Source organism: Geminocystis herdmanii PCC 6308 (assembly GCF_000332235.1).
Taxonomy (GTDB): domain Bacteria; phylum Cyanobacteriota; class Cyanobacteriia; order Cyanobacteriales; family Cyanobacteriaceae; genus Geminocystis; species Geminocystis herdmanii.
The window spans coordinates 2,741,051-2,759,702 of record NZ_CM001775.1 but is presented as its reverse complement, the minus strand read 5'-3'; the positions used below and the strand labels follow the sequence as shown (position 1 = coordinate 2,759,702).

General features: G+C 33.7%; 22 protein-coding genes. 12 read left to right on the top strand and 10 right to left on the bottom strand.

What is annotated here, in order from left to right; translation table 11 throughout:
- Window positions 1-401 precede the first annotated feature (401 nt).
- From SYN6308_RS13750 to SYN6308_RS13740, 3 genes are all read left to right on the top strand, one after another.
- A complete protein-coding gene (locus tag SYN6308_RS13750; RefSeq protein ID WP_017295031.1) occupies window positions 402-1,310 on the top strand; it encodes a septal ring lytic transglycosylase RlpA family protein in 909 nt (302 codons plus the stop codon).
- Window positions 1,311-1,426: 116 nt separating this feature from the next.
- A complete protein-coding gene (locus SYN6308_RS13745; RefSeq protein WP_017295030.1) occupies window positions 1,427-2,266 on the top strand; it encodes a carbonic anhydrase in 840 nt (279 codons plus the stop codon).
- Window positions 2,267-2,305: 39 nt separating this feature from the next.
- On the top strand, window positions 2,306-2,779 hold the full coding sequence (locus SYN6308_RS13740; protein WP_017295029.1) for a hypothetical protein: 474 nt from the start codon (window positions 2,306-2,308) through the stop codon (window positions 2,777-2,779).
- A gap of 66 nt (window positions 2,780-2,845) precedes the next feature.
- Here SYN6308_RS13740 and SYN6308_RS13735 read toward each other — a convergent pair whose 3' ends face one another.
- The 4 genes from SYN6308_RS13735 to SYN6308_RS13720 form a co-directional block, all read right to left on the bottom strand.
- Window positions 2,846-3,169, bottom strand: a complete 324-nt coding sequence (locus SYN6308_RS13735; RefSeq protein ID WP_017295028.1) for an STAS domain-containing protein — start codon at window positions 3,167-3,169, stop codon at window positions 2,846-2,848.
- Between the two features lie 64 nt (window positions 3,170-3,233).
- On the bottom strand, window positions 3,234-4,034 hold the full coding sequence (locus SYN6308_RS13730) for a carbohydrate ABC transporter permease (protein ID WP_017295027.1): 801 nt from the start codon (window positions 4,032-4,034) through the stop codon (window positions 3,234-3,236).
- A 3-nt stretch (window positions 4,035-4,037) separates the two neighbouring features.
- Window positions 4,038-4,280, bottom strand: coding sequence for a hypothetical protein (locus SYN6308_RS13725; RefSeq protein ID WP_017295026.1), 243 nt, complete (start codon window positions 4,278-4,280; stop codon window positions 4,038-4,040).
- 104 nt (window positions 4,281-4,384) lie between these two features.
- The gene (locus tag SYN6308_RS13720) at window positions 4,385-4,567 is read right to left on the bottom strand and encodes a hypothetical protein (protein WP_017295025.1); all 183 of its coding nucleotides are present in this window, start codon (window positions 4,565-4,567) and stop codon (window positions 4,385-4,387) included.
- A 94-nt stretch (window positions 4,568-4,661) separates the two neighbouring features.
- Here SYN6308_RS13720 and SYN6308_RS13715 point away from each other — a divergent pair, with 94 nt between their 5' ends.
- Window positions 4,662-6,140 (top strand): TldD/PmbA family protein, encoded by a 1,479-nt coding sequence (locus SYN6308_RS13715; RefSeq protein WP_017295024.1) that lies wholly within the window; start codon window positions 4,662-4,664, stop codon window positions 6,138-6,140.
- Window positions 6,141-6,280: 140 nt separating this feature from the next.
- On the opposite strand, the gene SYN6308_RS23450 is transcribed toward SYN6308_RS13715, so the two are convergent.
- A complete protein-coding gene (locus tag SYN6308_RS23450; RefSeq protein WP_017295023.1) occupies window positions 6,281-8,488 on the bottom strand; it encodes a serine/threonine-protein kinase in 2,208 nt (735 codons plus the stop codon).
- Between the two features lie 365 nt (window positions 8,489-8,853).
- Here SYN6308_RS23450 and SYN6308_RS13705 point away from each other — a divergent pair, with 365 nt between their 5' ends.
- Entirely contained in the window at window positions 8,854-9,201 is a 348-nt protein-coding gene (locus tag SYN6308_RS13705) for a DUF6883 domain-containing protein (RefSeq protein ID WP_017295022.1), read from the top strand.
- Window positions 9,198-9,431, top strand: coding sequence for a DUF4926 domain-containing protein (locus SYN6308_RS13700; protein WP_017295021.1), 234 nt, complete (start codon window positions 9,198-9,200; stop codon window positions 9,429-9,431). Before SYN6308_RS13705 ends, SYN6308_RS13700 begins: the two co-directional genes overlap by 4 nt.
- Window positions 9,432-9,577: 146 nt before the next feature.
- Here the strand turns inward: SYN6308_RS13700 and SYN6308_RS25160 are convergent, their stop codons facing one another.
- On the bottom strand, window positions 9,578-9,748 hold the full coding sequence (locus SYN6308_RS25160) for a hypothetical protein (protein WP_017295020.1): 171 nt from the start codon (window positions 9,746-9,748) through the stop codon (window positions 9,578-9,580).
- Window positions 9,749-9,844: 96 nt separating this feature from the next.
- On the opposite strand from SYN6308_RS25160, the gene SYN6308_RS13690 reads away from it, so the two are divergent.
- Window positions 9,845-11,992 (top strand): RtcB family protein, encoded by a 2,148-nt coding sequence (locus SYN6308_RS13690; RefSeq protein ID WP_017295019.1) that lies wholly within the window; start codon window positions 9,845-9,847, stop codon window positions 11,990-11,992.
- Window positions 11,993-12,063: 71 nt separating this feature from the next.
- Here the strand turns inward: SYN6308_RS13690 and SYN6308_RS13685 are convergent, their stop codons facing one another.
- From SYN6308_RS13685 to SYN6308_RS13675, 3 genes are all read right to left on the bottom strand, one after another.
- Window positions 12,064-13,281, bottom strand: coding sequence for an ABC transporter permease (locus SYN6308_RS13685; protein WP_017295018.1), 1,218 nt, complete (start codon window positions 13,279-13,281; stop codon window positions 12,064-12,066).
- Between the two features lie 32 nt (window positions 13,282-13,313).
- A complete protein-coding gene (rodA, locus tag SYN6308_RS13680) occupies window positions 13,314-14,588 on the bottom strand; it encodes a rod shape-determining protein RodA (RefSeq protein WP_017295017.1) in 1,275 nt (424 codons plus the stop codon).
- Between the two features lie 212 nt (window positions 14,589-14,800).
- Window positions 14,801-14,968, bottom strand: a complete 168-nt coding sequence (locus tag SYN6308_RS13675; protein WP_017295016.1) for an NblA/ycf18 family protein — start codon at window positions 14,966-14,968, stop codon at window positions 14,801-14,803.
- A 288-nt stretch (window positions 14,969-15,256) separates the two neighbouring features.
- Here SYN6308_RS13675 and SYN6308_RS25155 point away from each other — a divergent pair, with 288 nt between their 5' ends.
- The 5 genes from SYN6308_RS25155 to SYN6308_RS13650 all read left to right on the top strand — a co-directional run bounded on the left by SYN6308_RS25155 (window position 15,257) and on the right by SYN6308_RS13650 (window position 17,651).
- The gene (locus SYN6308_RS25155) at window positions 15,257-15,406 is read left to right on the top strand and encodes a hypothetical protein (RefSeq protein WP_017295015.1); all 150 of its coding nucleotides are present in this window, start codon (window positions 15,257-15,259) and stop codon (window positions 15,404-15,406) included.
- A 47-nt stretch (window positions 15,407-15,453) separates the two neighbouring features.
- The gene (locus tag SYN6308_RS13665; RefSeq protein WP_026102072.1) at window positions 15,454-16,170 is read left to right on the top strand and encodes a pyridoxine 5'-phosphate synthase; all 717 of its coding nucleotides are present in this window, start codon (window positions 15,454-15,456) and stop codon (window positions 16,168-16,170) included.
- 175 nt (window positions 16,171-16,345) lie between these two features.
- On the top strand, window positions 16,346-16,939 hold the full coding sequence (locus tag SYN6308_RS22480; RefSeq protein WP_017295013.1) for a histidine phosphatase family protein: 594 nt from the start codon (window positions 16,346-16,348) through the stop codon (window positions 16,937-16,939).
- 96 nt (window positions 16,940-17,035) lie between these two features.
- Entirely contained in the window at window positions 17,036-17,245 is a 210-nt protein-coding gene (locus SYN6308_RS13655) for a hypothetical protein (protein WP_017295012.1), read from the top strand.
- The gene (locus SYN6308_RS13650; RefSeq protein WP_017295011.1) at window positions 17,238-17,651 is read left to right on the top strand and encodes an aspartyl protease family protein; all 414 of its coding nucleotides are present in this window, start codon (window positions 17,238-17,240) and stop codon (window positions 17,649-17,651) included. The genes SYN6308_RS13655 and SYN6308_RS13650 overlap by 8 nt, the downstream gene beginning before the upstream one ends.
- A 33-nt stretch (window positions 17,652-17,684) precedes the next feature.
- On the opposite strand, the gene SYN6308_RS13645 is transcribed toward SYN6308_RS13650, so the two are convergent.
- The gene (locus SYN6308_RS13645; protein ID WP_017295010.1) at window positions 17,685-18,539 is read right to left on the bottom strand and encodes an NAD(P)-dependent oxidoreductase; all 855 of its coding nucleotides are present in this window, start codon (window positions 18,537-18,539) and stop codon (window positions 17,685-17,687) included.
- Between the last annotated feature and the right edge of the window lie 113 nt (window positions 18,540-18,652).

Here is an 18,652-nt window from a genome sequence, read left to right as displayed (position 1 = left end):
TCAAAAATAGCTCGATCTAACCTTCCTTATTTTGTCGCAATTTCTTTTTTGTCAAAGATTTATTTTTTGGGGATTTTAACCCCCTTTAATTTTTCTGATTTTACAATTTATTAATACAAATATTCTATTTATTCATTAGTTTTTCAAAACATAAATAGTCACTTTACAAAATCATAAACTTATAATTATAACTTTAAATTTTAAAAATAACCACAAAAATAAGGAGATTAAATAATACACTTAATTTTCAATAAGAAATAATAATCCCACGATGAAAAATCCTATGTTAATTTAGTTTAAGCAAACAAGCAAAAATACTTATTTTATTAAATTTTACGAGGAGTAAAGACACCGAAACACCTAACATTAAAGGTTTTTTGTATTCAATTACTAGAAAAATTATGCGTAACAACACTTGGAAAAAGGCTGTCATTTCGGCTTTAACAACTATTTTAGGATTAGGAACTACTGGATTTTTCTTCGCCCCTAATGTCAAAGCTGATTCTCACCAAACTCAAGCTCAAACAGCATTATCATCAGTAAATAACGTCGTTGCCAAAAGTTTTACTGGTAACACACAACAATTTCTCACCGTCAAACTCTATCCCCATCAACACAAAAATAAAAGCGCCGTCACCCTACATTTTCAAAACCTTCCCTTACTAACATTTTTAGATAGTCCAGAACACAGTGCGATCGAACAAGCCACAAAATTAGCACAACGTCTTGATCAATTATCAACCCAAAACATTGACGCAAATACTATTAATGTGTCATGGAATTCTGAGACGAAAGACTACTCTCTCAAGTTCCAACAAGAAGAATTAATCCGTATCAATAATAATGTCATCTTACCCGATGCTACTAGAAACAAAACCCATGACGCTTTACAAGCAACTAATCGCCTTCGTCGCCTCATGGGCAATGCCGAACCTTTAACCCAAGTTCAAGGTAAACAAATTGTTCAAGCTGATAGCAGAATGGACAATTTAGCAGGGGCTGGAGTGAAAAGTCTCCGTAAAGCGGCTCGTGGTATCGCTTCTTGGTATGGACCGGGTTTTCATGGACGCAGAACCGCTAGTGGTGAACGATTTAACCAACACGCTTTAACTGCGGCTCACCGTAGTCTTCCCTTTGGTACAAGAGTTAAAGTTACTAATGTAAGAAATGGTCGTTCTGTAGTAGTTCGCATCAACGATCGAGGACCCCATGTGAGAGGACGTATTATCGACTTATCCGCCGGTGCTGCCCGTGCGATCGGTGTAAAAAGTAGTGGCGTTGCTACTATTTCCATGCAAGTACTTAATTAATGGAGAATTGAAAATTGAGAATGGAGAATTAAAAATTACTATTCACCATTCACTATTGATACAGATGCGAGATTCTAGTATAATTTTGCTGATCTACAAAGTCTGTATCTCTAGTTATGAAAAAAATTATTGAGGGGTTGCATCGGTTTCAGGCGGGTTATTTTGAGAGTCATCGAGATTTATTTGAACAACTCTCTCACGGGCAACACCCCCGTATCTTATTTATTACCTGTTCAGATTCTCGTATTGATCCTAATTTGATCACCCAAGCCAATGTCGGGGAATTATTTGTTATCCGTAACGCAGGAAATATTATCCCCCCCTTTGGGGCAACTAATGGCGGTGAAGGAGCTTCGATCGAATATGCCATTACAGCTTTAGATATAGAACAAGTGATCGTATGTGGACATTCCCATTGTGGGGCGATGAAAGGTTTATTAAAAATGTCGAAATTAGCGGATAAAATGCCCTTAGTCTATGAGTGGCTAAAACAAGCCGAGGCAACCCGTCGCTTAATTATCGATAACTATAGTCATCTGGAAGGGGAAGAATTATTACAAATTACCGTAGCGGAAAATGTTTTAACTCAATTAGAGAACTTAAATACTTATCCTATTGTGCGCAGTCGTTTGCATCAAGGAAGATTATCTCTCCATGGTTGGATTTATGGCATTGAAACAGGAGAAGTTTTAACCTACGATCCCAAAGTTCATGATTTTGTTAACTTGGAAAGTAGAACGGATAATTCTGAATATATTTATAATTTACACCCTAGTTGTTCTGTGGCTAAATCTATGTTTTACGGCATTCCTGATGAGAATGATGACAAAGTTCAACCATCTGAGCCTATACCACAAACTATTAATCCTAATTTACCTCGATCACGAAGTGGCGCTGCTCGATCGAACCGCCTTTCTCCAGAACAAGAGCAAAGAATTTATCGAGGTTCAACATAAGGTATAAAATAGGAATAAATAAGAAAAGCTCTAAAAATTATGGATTTAGACCAACAATTAATAAATTTGATCAATGAAGCTCCTGAATATGGAGTACCTGCCATTATTATGGAACAAGGTGTTATTCCCGTAATTAGTGCCTATGCTCATCAACTAGATTATAGTTCTTATTATTTAAGACAAAATTTGGAAGATAATTTAATTTTAACTATTCTCGGTTCAGATAAAAATCCTGACATAGAGAAAAAAGTTATCTATGCTTTTCCTACCGTAGAAGATGCCGCCGAATTTCCTGACAGTAAAGATAACGATGCTAACTTAGTGGCACAAGAAGTTCCTGTTAGTCAAATATTATTCCAAATGTTCACCATGAAAGGAGTTGATAGCGTTATTTTTGTGGAAAAACCAGAAAACTATCAACAAAGTAAAGAAATTTATTGTGAAAAGTTACAAACTGCCATTCAACAAACCTTAACTAATTTTATTAATGCTAATAGCTCTCAAATTGTTTGACACTTTAGAAAAGATTTTTTAGGGGTTTGTCAGGGTTGAATATTTAGTCAACCCTCTAGGGTTTTTTTAGGGATTTTTTAATCTTTCTTCCAATTCAGATTTATCTTCAATCACCTCAAATAAATTGCCCATATTAGTTAAATCAAACAACATTTTTACTTGATCATTTAAAGACATCAAGAAAAGTCTGCCACTAGCATTGCGAATCATTTTCAAAATTAAGACTAATGCACCTAAACCAGAACTATCCATAAAAGTTACTTTTTTTAAATCAATAAGAACAACATTGACACCCTGACTAATTAACTCACTAATTTGTTGACGAAACTGAGTTGATTTTGTGTTGTCAAAAATACCTTCAGGTCTAAGAACTTTTATTTTAGGTAACATAGTTTGATAAATTACTGAATTTGATCGATATTGTTTATTTTAACTCGATCGAGCTAAATCTTCACTAATTTTTAATTCCCGTAGTACTAACTCCTTGAATGAACTGTTTTTGTCCGATAATGAATAGAAGAATCACAGGAATAGTGGCAATCACCACCGCCGCCATGAGTAAAGACCAATTACTGGTAAACTGTTCTTGAAATGAAGCTAAAGATAGTTGTACTGTCGTTAACTGTGGATTATTAGTAAATACAAGGGGTTTAAATAAATCATTCCACTCGCCGATAAAAGTAAACAAAGACAGAGTAATTACCGCAGGTTTAGCTAAGGGAAAGAGGATATACCAAACTACTTGTAAACGATTTGCCCCATCTAACTCCCCTGCTTGTTCTAATTCAACAGGAATACTCATAAAATATTGACGCATTAAAAAGATACCAAATCCACTCGCCCCCGTTGGTAAAATTAACGCCCAATAAGTATTAATTAAATGTCCCCATTTTAAAACTAAAAAAATCGGAATTACTAATATTTGAAAGGGAATAACTAAAGTAGTTATTATTAATAATAAAACTAAATTTTTTCCCTTAAAATCTAATCTTGCTAGGGCATATCCTGCTAAAGTCGAGGTAATTATTTGTAAAATTGTGACGGCGATCGAAACCAAAGCAGAATTAGAAAAAGCCAATAAAAAATTACCTTGTTGCCATGCACTTTGATAATATTTTAAAGTAAAATTATGCTGTAAAGAATTATCAAAAAAAGATGTATAAATAACAATAAATAAAGGGGATAAAACCAGAATTAACCCGAAAAAAAGGATCAAAAAGCTGAATATTTTAAAAACAGAATTAGAATTGTTCATAAGTTAAAATTCGTTGATAATTTCAGGTTCATTTTGATAGTTTATCATGTGTTCTCTAATCAATTCTATTAACAACTGATTACATAATTGAGCTATTTCTGGATATTGATTAGCGATTGATTCTAAAGGAGTTATAATCGAGTTATCGTTAATATCGATTCCATTTTCTAACATTAGTTCAGTCTCTTGTTTAGCCGATTTGACTAAATTCTCTAGGTTAATTTTGGTGATAATAGTTTGATTCATATTATTTTAATAAACTTGATTGTGATTGCCAATATCAATAAAAATTGCCTTATTTTCTTCTGAAAAACTTACTTTTATCATTATTATTCTAAAGAATTTATTAATTAATTTATATCGAAATAAAACTTTAATTTACCTTCTTTTTCTCTTTTTTGACTAAGTAAATAATTTGTGTAAATTTCCTCTCTTTTTTCTTCTATTAAATAATGTTCAACCAATGATTTAATTTCCTCTTTTTCTTCTGTTGATAGTTTTGTCACCGATTCAACAATTTCACAAAAAGTCATCGATATAACTCCTTAATCATAAATCATAATTATTGTTATGATAGCGTAAACTATCTTTTTTCTCCTCTGTTTAAGTACCCGATTTTGAAAACCTATGAAGTTTAATTTAGAAAAAACCTTAAATAATCTCAATGTTTCTGCTGATTGGATAGGATTAAGACAAGTGACGGAATCCACTACTACTAATATGTTTCGAGATGGAAAACCTCAAAGTAATGGAAGAAAATATACTAATGGGGTGATGGTAGAAGTCATGGTGAATGGGCAATTAGGATATTGTGCTACGAATAGATTAGATCAAGAGAGTATTCAATTAGCCACAGAAATCGCTCAAAAACAGGCAAAAAGTGCTTCTGATTGGGGTATTTTTGCTTTTAATAGGGATATTCGCCCTCCTGCTCAGGGTAGCTATCGATCACTTCGTAGCACTGCTCGATCACTTTTCAGTGGCGCTGCGCGATCGAACTCAAAAAGTGATAACATCTTTAGTAGTAAGGAATTGAATGATTTATTAATTCAAACTTGCCATAGTTTAAAAGTCTCAGAAAAAATAGTCAAAGCTACTGCTGTCGCCCAAATTAGCGAGATTCAACATCATTTTGTCAGTAGTAATGGTGCAAATATTCAACAAGAATTTTCCCTCGTTTCCACCGATTACGAAGCTACAGCTCAATTCGGGAATATTGTGCAAAAACGCACAGATAACGGCATGATGGCGAGATGTTATCAAGGGGGTATGGAAATCTTAAACCCTGATTTGACGTTCGATCGAGCTAAACAAATTGGACAGGAAGCCGTAGAATTATTATATGCTCAGGAATGCCCTGATATGACCACTACTTTAGTTTTAGCACCTGATCAGATGATGCTACAAATCCATGAAAGCATCGGGCATCCTTTAGAAATCGATCGAATTTTGGGGGATGAGCGCAATTATGCAGGAAGTAGTTTTGTGAAATTGTCAGACTTCGGCACTTTAGCCTATGGCTCATCTTTAATGAATATCACCTTTGATCCCACTGTGCAAGGGGAATTAGCTAGTTATGGTTTTGATGATGCTGGATTGAAAGCCGAAAAAGAATACCTCATCAAAGACGGGATTTTATTGAGAGGATTAGGGAGTTTAGAAAGTCAAATTAGAGCAAATGTACTAGGAGTTGCTAATTTTCGATCGAGTTCATGGAATCGCCCTTCCATCGATCGCATGGCTAACTTAAACTTAGAATCGGGACATAGTAGCTTTAATGAGATTATAAGTTCGATCGAGCATGGTGTCTATATGCAGTCTAATCGATCGTGGTCGATCGACGACTACCGCAACAAATTTCAATTTGGTTGTGAATATGCTCGATTAATCGAGAATGGCAAACTAACAAAAACCTTACGCAACCCCAATTATCGAGGCGTAACCCAACATTTTTGGCATAATTTAGCCTTTGTGGGAGACGAAGCCACCAGAGAATGTTATGGTACTCCCTATTGTGGTAAAGGTGAACCTAACCAGTCTATCAGAGTTGGTCATGCTTCCCCCGTCTGTGCCTTCACCAATATTCAAGTTTTCGGCGGAGGTTAACCGAAGTCTAACATTATTTTCTCTTTTTCGTGATGATACCTAACTCAGTTCGATCGTGCAATTCAATTATTATACAGATTAGATCATTAAACTTCTTCAAAAAAGATATTTACTCTTGTTTGTCGTAAGGGTTTTAACCCTTATTTCATTTTTGCTTCTAAAGCATTTTTATTATTAATAGCAAGTTGATCATTAGGCTCTAATTCTATTACTTTATTATAATCAATAATCGCTTTTTCATACTGTTTTAAATTCTCATAAGCAACACCACGATTATTATAAGCATTTGCATAATTAGAGTCTAATTCAATAGCTTTGGTATAGTCTATAATAGCTTTTTCATGCTGTTTTAATTCTCCATAAGCAACACCACGATTATAATAAGCATTGGTATAATTGGAGTCTAATTCAATGATTTTTGTATAGTCTATAATAGCTTTTTCATACTCTTTTAATTGATAATAAGCAAAACCACGATGATAATAAGCATTGGTATAATTTGAGTCTAATTGAATAGCTTTATTATAGTCAATAATAGCTTTTTCATACTGTTTTAGTTCTTGATAAGCATTACCACGATTATAATAAGCATTGGTATGATTTGGATTTAATTCAATAGCTTTGGTATAGTCAATAATAGCTTTTTCATATTCTTTTAATTCTTGATAAGCATTACCACGATTATTATAAGCACCGATATAATTAGGATTTAATTCAATAGCCTTAGTATAGTCAATAATAGCTTTTTGATATTGTTTTAATTCCCGATAAGCATTACCACGATTATAATAAGCTATGGTATAATTAGAGTCTAATTTAATGATTTTTGTATAGTCAATAATAGCTTTTTCATACTCTTTTAATTCCCGATAAGCATTACCACGATTATAATAAGCTATGGTATAATTAGAATTTAATTCAATAGTTTTTGTATAGTTAATAATAGCTTTTTCATATTCTTTTAATTTATAGTAAATAACACCAAGACCATTATAAGATAATATATAATTTAAGTCTAATTGAATAGCGTTATTAAAGTCAATAATGGCTTTTTCATACTCTTTTAATTCAGAGTAAACAAGACCACGATTATGATAAGCATTGGTATAATTAGGAGCTACTTCAATAGCTTTATTATAGTCAAGAATGGCTTTTTCATATTGTTTTAATTCTCGATAAGCATTACCACGATTATAATAAGCATAAGTATGATTAGCATCTAATTCAATAGCTTTATCATAGTCAAGAATGGCTTTTTTATACTGTTTTAAATCAAAATAAGCATTACCTCGTCCATTATAAGCATTTGTATAATTAGCATCTAATTCAATAGTTTTTGTATAGTCAATAATGACTTTTTTATATTGTTTTAATTTATCGTAAGCAACTCCTCGATAATAATAAGCATTAGTATAACTAGGTTCTAATTCAATGACTTTTGTAAAATCAATAATAGCTTTTTCATACTCTTTTAATTTTCCATAATTATAACCACGATTATAATAACTAGACGCATCTTCATTGGATTTAATGGCAGTGTTTGACTGTAGATTATTAATTAAATTTTGAGCAATTAATCTTTGTTTTTCGTCTTTTTTGAGACAATTATTTACTATCTCTTGCCAATTTTTGGGAATAATGTTTAAATCAGGCTCGTGATTAATTACTTCCTGCATTAACGCTAAAGGAGTATCATTTTTAAAGGGCAATTCTCCCGTTAACACTTCATAAATGATAATGCCTAATGACCACATATCCCATGCCGAAGATATTTTTCCCTGATAGGCTTCTGGCGGTGCGTATCCCATCGAACCCATCAACGTAGTAGTTTCAGTGGAATTATTTTGCACACTTCTGACTAAACCAAAGTCGGAGATTTTCCATTTATCTCCTACCCTTAAAATATTTCCGGGTTTTAAATCTCGATGCACAATGACAGGTTTTTGACTGTGTAAATAATCTAATCCGTTGCTTATATCTAATACTAATTGTTTAACTTCTTCTTCCGATAATTTATCCTCTGTTAATTTATCTTCGAGACTATAATCTGCTTTTTCCATCAATAAATAAAGGAAATCAAGGTTATTTAATTGGCACTCTCCGCAGGTATAACAATCGAGTAAATTAGCTTGTTTTAAGGTAGTAGAAAAAATCAATTCATCTAACTGTTTATCAGGGTTATCAGTGATAATTAATTTAACTGCTAATTCCCGAATAAATCTATCTCTTACTACTTCATCGGCTAAATAAACTCCGCCAAATCCTCCTGTACCTAAGAGACTTTTTAGGTAATATTTATTGTCGATATTTTGCCCTTCTAAGATTTTGAATAAGAATTTATTATTCATTTTATCTATATAAAAATACTATTTAATGTGATATAAATTATTTTCTAATGGAGAATGTCTAACAATCTGATTCGGGGGCATCAACGTTAGTAAGAAGGGTTAACACGTCTTGCTGTAAAGCGTATATATTTGGTTCAGGTTCAAAACTCATGATAAATTTTCCATTGTGTGATAATTTCCTTTCTATTTAATTATCAGGGTGACTTTAGAAATTTATGCAAGATCGATCGAGCCATTAGATTAAGAATTATTAAGTCAAATTCTATAGTGTCATTGCGAGGCACGAAGCAATCTCAATAACCTTAATTTTTGGTATAAATGCGTAAGTCTTAAATTAGTAATAACTTTATTGACATTTAACCATCATGAAATTAAAAGATATTGTCAGTCAAATTCATATCCCACTAACAAAAATAACAGGTTACGCACTAAAGCTAAACCACCCTAGCGGTAGAGATAAAGCCTATATGTTTAAAAAGCATTTGGGATATACTCAAGATAATTATGCTTTTCTGATCGAGCAAATAGAAGAAATGGCATTAACCGCTAATGCGATCGAATGTCCATCGAATGAACACGGGAGAATCTTTCAAGTTGACTTACAGATATTCGGTAACTATGAAGGGCAAAAGGAAACCGTTAGAACAGGATGGATAGTAAAACCAGAAAGTAACATAGCTCAATTAACAACCTTATATATTATAGAAAGATGAATAAACCTGAATTATTAGACGTTATTGAATTATTAGTTGATATTCCTAAATTTAGTCTCAGAAAAGGTGAGCAAGGCACAATTATCGAAGACTATCAAGACGGTATTTTTGAAGTAGAATTTGCTAATAAAAAAGGTGAAGCTACTGCTATATGTTCTATTTCTCAAGATAAATTTATTGTGGTATGGAGTTCTAAAACTGAACAATGGTTAACTCCTATTCCTGTTTAATAGGGAGGAGGTTTAATTATCACTGTGACTTCAGGAATTTATGCAAGTTCGATCGAGCTATTATATTAAGAATTGTTAAGTATTAAAAAAAATAAGGGTTGAATATTATTCAACTCCTACAAATAAAAAATATTTTCTCCAGAAGTCTATTTAGTGACAATCGCCTCCACTTGAGCTTTCTGTTCACTTTTATAGACATTAGTAATCGCCCAGCGCAAAGGTTTTCCCTCTTGATTTAATCTTTCCTCGATGTCTTTTTTCAAAGTCAAAGGATGTTCTTTCAAATCAATTTCTGCCGTAATAAAATGAGTCGTCATAATAATTTCTTACAATAATTTAACATTCCATTGTACAGCACTTTATTTTTAAAGGAATAGATTATCATGGAAAAATCGTCAAATTTTTGAACTGATATGCCGTACGAAGAATTAAACTTTTCCAATACCAAACCCGTCTTATCATGGGCAAATCATGAGTTAGGTTTTGAAGAAACTCACATGGCAAAAAATGTAGCTTCTTTACCCTTTGTTTATAAACACGTTGCCCTGATGCCCGATGTACATTTAGGAAAAGGGGCGTTAGTTGGCTCAGTTATCGCTACAAAAGATGCTATAATTCCTGCCGCCGTCGGAGTTGATATTGGTTGTTTTACTGGGGATACCTTAATTCCTTTGGTTGATGGAAAATCTTATCCTATCGGAGAGTTAGCGAAAAAAGGTAGCTCTATTTTTGTCTATTCTTGTACACCAAGTGGAAAAATAGTGGCAACAGAAGCATTAGCTCGATTAACTCGTCATAAAGCACCTTTAGTTAAGGTAATTCTTGATAATGGCGAAGAAATTAAGTGTACTCCTGATCACTTATTTATGACTCGCAATGGTGAATATCAAGAAGCTCAAAATTTATTGCCTGAGACTTCTTTAATGCCTTTTTATTCTAAGCTCGATCGAGATGGTTATACTTTAATTCAACAAAATTATTCAGGCAGATGGCAAAAAGCCCATTGGATTATAGCTCGATCGAAGTTATTAGGGGAAGTACCTAAATTTAAAGATCAAAAAACCATTATTCATCATCAAAATTTTAACAAAAGTGATAATATGCCCCATAATTTAGTTTTTATGGGAGATAAAGATCATTCTAAATATCATCGCTCATTAGTCGAACAAAATAGCCATTGGCAATCGCCAGAATTTGAACAAAAAAGAATTGAAGCATTATCTGCTAAAGCGAAAACTCCTGAAGGTTATGAATATTATGCCGAAAGAGGCAAAAAAAATATTCTCAAATATATGACAGAATCTCCTGAGCATTTTAGAGAATCTGTCAAAGATAATGGAAAAAGAGGTAAAGAATATTTAATCAAATATAATCAGAGTGAAAAAGGTAAAGAAAAAAGTAAAGAAATTGCCAATCGACTTTATACCTGTGAAACCTGTGGCGAAGAAGTAAAAAGTCCGATCGGATTACATAATCATCGTAAAAGTAAACATGGTTATAATCATAAAGTCGTTGCCGTTATACCTTTAAATGAAACTCAAGATGTTTATTGTTTAAGTGTTCCCGAATATCATAATTTTGCCCTAAAAGCAGGGGTTTTTGTTCATAATTGCGGTATGTCTGCAATCAAATTGCCATTCAATGCCGATCAATTAGAAGGGAAGTTAAAAAAAATCCGTTTAGATATTGAGGCAAATATTCCCGTTGGTTTTAACGAAAACAAAGACGCAGAAACCAAAGTAACTAACTGGCAAGGTTGGCAAGGTTTCAAAGATTTACATTTAGGAGTGCAAAGGCTAGAAGGTAAAGCAATTAAGCAACTTGGCTCATTAGGAGGAGGTAATCACTTTATCGAATTGTGCTTAGATACGGAAAATCAGGTGTGGCTGATGTTACACTCAGGCTCTCGCCATATCGGAAATCAATTAGCAGACTGTCATATCAAAACAGGAAAACAATTAGCGAAATTAGCTAATATTAGATTACCTGATCCTGATTTAGCCTATTTTATCGCAGGAACGCCAGAATTTGAGGCTTATTGGCGAGATTTACAATGGGCGCAAAACTACGCGCGTTTTAATCGAGATGTGATGATGAGTCGTTTTAAAGCCATTGTGGAAAAACATTTAAACGGCGGTAAGACAACAAAACCCTTACTAACCGTAAATTGTCATCATAATTACGCCGAAAAAGAGCATCATTTTGGGGAGGATGTCTATGTCACCCGTAAAGGCGCGGTAAGGGCAACCCAAGAAGATTATGGTATCATACCCGGTTCAATGGGAGCAAAATCCTTTATTGTCAAGGGTAAGGGTAATCATGATAGTTTTTGTAGTTGTTCTCATGGTGCTGGTCGTACAATGTCTCGTAGTCAAGCTAAAAAACGCTTTGATGTCCATGATTTGGTGATGCAAACGGAGGGTATCGAATGCCGTAAGGATGCAGGTGTTATTGATGAAATCCCTAGTGCATATAAATCGATCGAGGAGGTAATGAATCAACAAACGGATTTAGTAGAAATAGTGGCAACCCTTAAACAGGTGGTTTGTGTCAAAGGTTAATGTAATATGTCTAAATCCTTGATTTTAATAGCTTTCTGAGTTATTCAGCAAACCCTATTTATCGCCCTAGCTTAAGCACTTCTTAACGCTATAATAGGATCTAATTTAGCCGCTTGTTGTGCAGGTACGACACCAAAAAATAAACCAATACCTCCTGAAACTCCCACCGCTAAAGTGATAGTTGTCATAGAAACGGTGGTAGGTAAAGGTGAAATAATGCCGATAGTGGTTAAAACTCCAACTCCTAACAGTGTACCAAATACTCCTCCCGTAGCTGAAATAATTATGGCTTCGATGAGAAATTGAGATAGTATATTGTTTTCTGTAGCACCGATCGCCTTCCTTAAACCAATTTCTTGAGTCCTTTCACTCACAGAGACTAACATAATATTCATAACACCAATACCGCCTACTAACAAAGAAATAGCTGCGATCGCACCCAACATCATAGTAAGTCCACTGGTGACAGTCCCGACAATACTTAAAATATCCTTTTGAGTTTCTACCCGAAAATCATCTTCTCCGACAATTTTGTGTCTTAAACGCAGTAAATTTTCAATCTGAAATCTGGCGGCAAATATATCTTGAGCATTTCTGGCAGAAATAGAGATAAAACTCAACTCTAAGCCATATTGGGAGGTTTTCCCCACAATTTGATTAGCCATTGTGGTTAGGGGGATATATAAAGTTTCGTCCTGATTTGTGCCTAGAAATGAGCCTTTTGACTCCATAATGCCGATTACTTCAAAAGAAACGTTTTTGATTCTTAAACGCTTTCCTATAGGGTTTTCGTTGGGGAAAAAGTCATCGACAATTTGTGAACCTAATACCACTACTTTATTATTACGTCTCAAATCTAAAGGAGTGATAAACCTTCCTTGAGAAACATCAAAACTACGCACCGTTAAAAATTCAGGAGTTGTGCCAATAATTGAGACATTATTATTTTTACTACCATAACTTACCAAAAGACGAGAGTTAATTTGAGGAGCAACTTCTGTTACTGTCGGCACTTGAGATGCGATGGCTTCTGCATCAGCTAACACTAGGGTATTCGGATTCTCAAAGGAAGTACGGCGAGATTCTCGGCTACCCGGTACAACAAATAACACATTCGCACCTAAAGACTCAAATTGCTCCTCTGCTAATTGTTGCGCAGCTTGACCGATTCCGATCATAGAAATAACGGAAGCGTTACCGATAATAATCCCTAACATGGTTAAGCTACTACGCATTTTATTTGCTAGTAGGGTAGTAATCGCCATTTTGATACTATCGGAAAATTTCATAATGAATAATGAATAAGGGAGACTTTTAATTGTTAATGGTTAATTCCTCTAATACTTCTAATACGATGAGTAGAAGAAAAACGACGAGGTTTTACTTTCTTCATTATTCTAGCGTTTGCCACTGCTTCCACTAAGCCAAAGGCAATAAAATTTGTTAGTAAAGATGATCTACCATAGCTAAGAAAAGGTAGAGGTATTCCTGTAATGGGTGCTAATCCCATTGTCATCCCAATATTAATTACCGTTTGAAAGGCAATCATGGCTAATACTCCCATAGCTAATAATGAACCAAAGTTGTCTCTCGATCGAAGTGCAATCATGACTAAACGCCAACAGATTAACCAATAAATGAGGATAATTACTATACCCCCGATAAAACCGAATTGATCAGCGATCGCACTATAGATGAAATCGGTATGTTGTTCTGGGACAAAATTAAGATGGGTTTGGGTAGCCTCAAGGAAACCATTGCCATACATTTTACCCGAACCAATGGCAATTCTCGACTGTATTAAATGATAACCTCCTCCGAGGGGATCTTTTTCAGGAGTAAGAAATAAAGTTAAGCGATCTTTTTGATAAGGTTTTAATAAATCCCATAAAATATCTCCCAATTTTCCCGCCATATAATTGACAAATAAAGTAACTAATGCCCAAATATGCTTAAAGTTATAGGGTAAAGTAAACCATGCAATCAAAATCATGGCAATCACAAAAATAAACCATATCGGCAACACAATATTAAATAAAAATGCTGATACGAGGGGAGATAAAATCAGTAAAATCCAACCTAAGTTTGCATTAGCCCAATATAGCATTGTTAAGGTAATTGCTCCAAAGACTAAACCAGTACCTAAATCGGGTTGAACCATAATCAATACCCAAGGCAAACCAACTGTAGCGACAACAGGTAACAAACGGGATATTTTCGAGGCATCTTGATAATGCAACAAAGCAGATAAGGAAATAATTAAGCCAACTTTGGCAAATTCTGAAGGTTGAAATTGAAACCCTAGTATATTAATCCAACTTTGCGCTCCATTGACGGTTTGTCCAAAAAAAATAACTGCCACTAAAAGCAGATTTGTAACGCCATAGATTAACCAGTGAAACTTTAGTAATAGTTCATAACGCCATTGAGATAACCCTAGTAAAACCAGACTACCAATGACAACCATGATTAATTGATTTTGCCAATCTGTGCCGTTTTTATAAATTTGAGTACTATAAATTATTAAACTACCAAAACTACTGATGCCAATAACTAAGGTAATGAGAAACCAATCGAGATTTTTTGTTTCATTCACTGGTGTTAAAGATTAATTGTGCATGATTGACCAATAATTTTAACATTCTTCTCCAAAATTATGAGTTGAACTATGTTCGATCGATCTATGATGTGAAAGACGTTGCTGAGGTAAAAATTAAGAAAATCGAATTTATATAAAAGTTAACAGGGAATCTCATTGCCGAAAATAAATACAATGATCATCAATTCTACAACAACGTCTAAAAAAGATTAAGCATTTTTGAATAATTGTTTCATTAAGTTATCTTTCACCATCATCTGACGAAATACCTCAATTAAATATTCTTGTGCTTGTTCTTGACTTAACTTTTTAACTTGATCTTTCAGAACTTCCAACTTAAATTGTTGTTCTAAACTGAGTTTAGTAGGTGTTTCCATTAGTTTGACTCCTCAATCAATTGATTAGATAATATTTAACCTAACATATGGATATTAAAACCGCAACTTTGTCAAGTTATCTGTCTAAATTGTTACTTTTTTTAACATTTGTTCTAAATTTTCGGTAAAGAGGAAAAAATGTACCTCTCAACAATAGTTTTAGACATCAAAAATTTAATTTTTCCTAGAAGCCCATAAAAATTAATTTAGCTCGATCGTTCCCATAATATGTAAATTTAAGTTAAGATTAGTGTTTTAATATTAAAATAATAATAAGCATTTATACTCATGACCACTCAAGTTAAAAACAAAAACTATAATTTAGAACAATTACAAAAAGCCTACCAAGCGGATCAACAACTCAAATATATGAGTTTAGAGGCAGAATTAGAGCTTCTCTTACATCAAATTCAAGTCAACAAATCTACGAATAATTAAGAATGGGGAATTAGGAATTAAAAATGATTAGAAAGGAGAAGAAACCATTGTTAACATTAGGCGTTAATATTGACCATGTAGCCACCATTCGTCAAGCAAGACGTACAGTCGAACCTGATCCCGTAGCGGCGGCTGTATTAGCTGAGTTAGGGGGTGCAGACGGCATTACAACTCATTTACGAGAAGATAGACGACATATTTGCGATCGAGATGTGCGTATTTTACGGGAAACTGTCCGTACTCATCTGAATTTAGAAATGGCAGCCACAGAAGAAATGATTTCGATCGCACTAGAGATAAAACCCGATTATGTTACCCTAGTACCAGAGAAAAGGGAAGAAGTGACAACGGAAGGCGGTATCGATATAGTAAAGAATCTCGACAAATTCACCGCCGTAGTGGATAAACTGCAATCGGCAGATATTCCCGTGAGTTGGTTTATTGATGCTGATGAAAGACAAATTGAGGCAGCAGCGAAAACTCAAGCTAAATTCATCGAATTACATACTGGTAAATATGCCGATGCAGTGAAAGAAGAAACTCGACAACAAGAGTTAATCGCTTTACAAAAAGGCACAAAACAGGCTTTAGAATTGGGCTTAAGGGTAAATGCAGGACACGGTTTAACCTATTGGAATGTTTATCCTGTGGCGTGTATTTCGGGTATGGAGGAGTTGAATATAGGTCATAGTATCATTAGTCGAGCCGTTTTAGTTGGTTTAGAACGAGCTGTCAGAGAAATGAAACAAGCCATGACAAATTAATGGAGAATGGAGAATGAGAAATAAAACCATTTTCAAAAATTTTCACTTTAATTAATATTAGGTTCGGTTCAATATTTGTGGTAAAATTTCACGCAAAGGCGCAAAGACGCAAAGATACAAGGACGCAAAGTTTTATCATAAGTGATTATCCGAACTTGATATAAGGTTGAATATTATGAAGGATACATTTCCCTCCGATAAGCTGACTTCAACTATTTGGGTAGCAAGACATGGACATAGATTTGACTTTGCTTACCCTCAATGGTTTAATACTGCTTTAAGACGTTATGATCCCCCTTTATCAGCATTGGGTAAAATTCAAGCTCAAAAGTTGGGTTTAGAATTGAAAAATGAGTCGATCGAACACATCATTGTATCACCTTTTTTGAGAACGATTCAAACTGGTCATATCATTGCAGAAATTTTGAATTTATCCATCAAATTAGAAGAAGGTTTAGGGGAATGGCATAATCCTGATTGGATGACAGAAAAACCTCTTATTCATCCCCCCGAAGAATTAAGATTATTTTACCCTTTGATTGATTGGGAATTTCGATCGAACTTAACCCCAATTTATCCTGAAACCGAAGTAATAGCCTTAGAAAGAATCAAAAAAATTACGAATATTTTAACAGCACAATTTAAAGGAAATTTATTATTAATAGGACATAGTATAACCGTGAAAGGAGTTGCGAAAGCCTTACTAAATTCCACCCTAGAAACGCCTATTAATTTTTGTTCTTACATAAAGATAGTAAAACCAGATTAGTAAAAATTTTAGAACATTATGATAAGATATAATAGTTACTTATTAAAATAAATTTTGTCCATATTTTAATATATAAATAATTAATGAGAATAAAAAATGACTTTAACTCAAATATTACCAGTAATTAACACTCTAAATAAACAAGAAAAAATTTATTTATTACAGACAATAATTAATCAATTAGCTGAAGAAGAAAATAGTTTATTTCGTGGGAATCAAGAATATCCTATTTATTCACCACTAGATACTTTTTCCGCAGGGGATACTTTATTAAAATTATTGGCAGAAAATAAAGATAATGAGTAACAGTCAAAGATTTTTTTATCAACAGGTTAATCAAACTATTGGAGAAGCTAGTTATCTTCCTTTTTTACCGATTACTTTAATTAATAATAATCAGACTTTACTCGCATCTGGTTTACTAGATACAGGCGCGACTGTTAATGTTTTACCCTATCATTTTGGAGAAAATTTAGGACTAGATTGGGACAGTCAAAAAATATCGATTAATTTAACAGGAAACTTGGCTAATTATGAAGCAAAAGCAGTTCTCTTAAAAGGACAAATCAATAATTTTCCCTCTGTTAAATTAGCTTTTGCGTGGACAAAAGCGGATAATATTTCTATTATTTTAGGACAAGTTAATTTTTTCTTAGAGTTTGATATTTGTTTTTATCGTTCTCAATTATTTTTTGATGTAAAAAAAAATTAAATTAACCTCTTTTAACTTGCTAATTTGTAATTCCTAATTTTTTATTCCTTCGATTAAAGCAGAATAATCCCCATCAGCAAAACCTTTTTTAATAGCAGAAAGTACGATCGAACTTATCCCATCTAAACCTTCTGTATTTAAGCCCAGATTTTGAGAGGAAGCCAAGAATAAATTAATATCTTTTTCGAGGTGTTTTGTGGGAAAATTAGGATTATCATAATTACGATCGAGCATCCGTGACAATTTTTTATCAAAAGTAGGAGCATATAAAGCACTACTACGCAAAATATCCATAAAAATATCGATATTCACCTCTTGTTGTTGTAAAAAGCTCAAACTAAGGGCAAAAGTAGCCGTTAACCCTGCTATCATCTGATTTAAAGCTAATTTCAACGCTGAAGCCTTGCCCACTTCCCCAATTAAGAGAGGATTCGGACTATAATTTTTTAACAACCCTTCCCATTTTGCAAACTGCGAGGAAGTCGCCCCCACCATCACTAATAATTCTCCTGTTTTCGCTTCGGGAATGCTTCCCAACACGGGCGCTTCTAAATATTCTCCCCCTCTGGTTTCCACTTCAACTAATAGTTTTTTACTCTCATCGGGTGCAATTGTACCCATTTGAATAATGGTTTTTCCCGTCAAATCTGCGTCAGAGGAGAAAATCACTTCTTGAATAGCACGAAAATCCGCTAACATCAATATCAAACAATCAGCAAACTCTAGGGCTTCTTGTATATTGGTAGTAACGGGAACACTTACCTCTTTTAAAGGTTCTAATTTTGCAGGAGTTCGATTATAGGCGATAACAGGAATATTCGCTTTTGCTAATCTTAAAGTCATGGGGTTTCCCATTAATCCCATACCCAAAACTGCTATTTTATTCATAGTTTTATTTATTGCCAATTTTAGTTAATTTATTATGTTTTTAAATCAAGTTAAAAATAATTATTGTGCCGATTATAAGTCATTAAAACAGATTAAAAAATCTAAACATATTT

Bases quoted from the DNA above. Each gene is read 5' to 3' on its own strand.
- SYN6308_RS13750 (WP_017295031.1), top strand. From the start codon at position 402: ATGCGTAACAACACTTGGAAAAAGGCTGTCATTTCGGCTTTAACAACT.
- SYN6308_RS13745 (WP_017295030.1), top strand. From the start codon at position 1,427: ATGAAAAAAATTATTGAGGGGTTGCATCGGTTTCAGGCGGGTTATTTT.
- SYN6308_RS13740 (WP_017295029.1), top strand. From the start codon at position 2,306: ATGGATTTAGACCAACAATTAATAAATTTGATCAATGAAGCTCCTGAA.
- SYN6308_RS13735 (WP_017295028.1), bottom strand. From the start codon at position 3,169: ATGTTACCTAAAATAAAAGTTCTTAGACCTGAAGGTATTTTTGACAAC.
- SYN6308_RS13730 (WP_017295027.1), bottom strand. From the start codon at position 4,034: ATGAACAATTCTAATTCTGTTTTTAAAATATTCAGCTTTTTGATCCTT.
- SYN6308_RS13725 (WP_017295026.1), bottom strand. From the start codon at position 4,280: ATGAATCAAACTATTATCACCAAAATTAACCTAGAGAATTTAGTCAAA.
- SYN6308_RS13720 (WP_017295025.1), bottom strand. From the start codon at position 4,567: ATGACTTTTTGTGAAATTGTTGAATCGGTGACAAAACTATCAACAGAA.
- SYN6308_RS13715 (WP_017295024.1), top strand. From the start codon at position 4,662: ATGAAGTTTAATTTAGAAAAAACCTTAAATAATCTCAATGTTTCTGCT.
- SYN6308_RS23450 (WP_017295023.1), bottom strand. From the start codon at position 8,488: ATGAATAATAAATTCTTATTCAAAATCTTAGAAGGGCAAAATATCGAC.
- SYN6308_RS13705 (WP_017295022.1), top strand. From the start codon at position 8,854: ATGAAATTAAAAGATATTGTCAGTCAAATTCATATCCCACTAACAAAA.
- SYN6308_RS13700 (WP_017295021.1), top strand. From the start codon at position 9,198: ATGAATAAACCTGAATTATTAGACGTTATTGAATTATTAGTTGATATT.
- SYN6308_RS25160 (WP_017295020.1), bottom strand. From the start codon at position 9,748: ATGACGACTCATTTTATTACGGCAGAAATTGATTTGAAAGAACATCCT.
- SYN6308_RS13690 (WP_017295019.1), top strand. From the start codon at position 9,845: ATGCCGTACGAAGAATTAAACTTTTCCAATACCAAACCCGTCTTATCA.
- SYN6308_RS13685 (WP_017295018.1), bottom strand. From the start codon at position 13,281: ATGAAATTTTCCGATAGTATCAAAATGGCGATTACTACCCTACTAGCA.
- SYN6308_RS13675 (WP_017295016.1), bottom strand. From the start codon at position 14,968: ATGGAAACACCTACTAAACTCAGTTTAGAACAACAATTTAAGTTGGAA.
- SYN6308_RS25155 (WP_017295015.1), top strand. From the start codon at position 15,257: ATGACCACTCAAGTTAAAAACAAAAACTATAATTTAGAACAATTACAA.
- SYN6308_RS22480 (WP_017295013.1), top strand. From the start codon at position 16,346: ATGAAGGATACATTTCCCTCCGATAAGCTGACTTCAACTATTTGGGTA.
- SYN6308_RS13655 (WP_017295012.1), top strand. From the start codon at position 17,036: ATGACTTTAACTCAAATATTACCAGTAATTAACACTCTAAATAAACAA.
- SYN6308_RS13650 (WP_017295011.1), top strand. From the start codon at position 17,238: ATGAGTAACAGTCAAAGATTTTTTTATCAACAGGTTAATCAAACTATT.
- SYN6308_RS13645 (WP_017295010.1), bottom strand. From the start codon at position 18,539: ATGAATAAAATAGCAGTTTTGGGTATGGGATTAATGGGAAACCCCATG.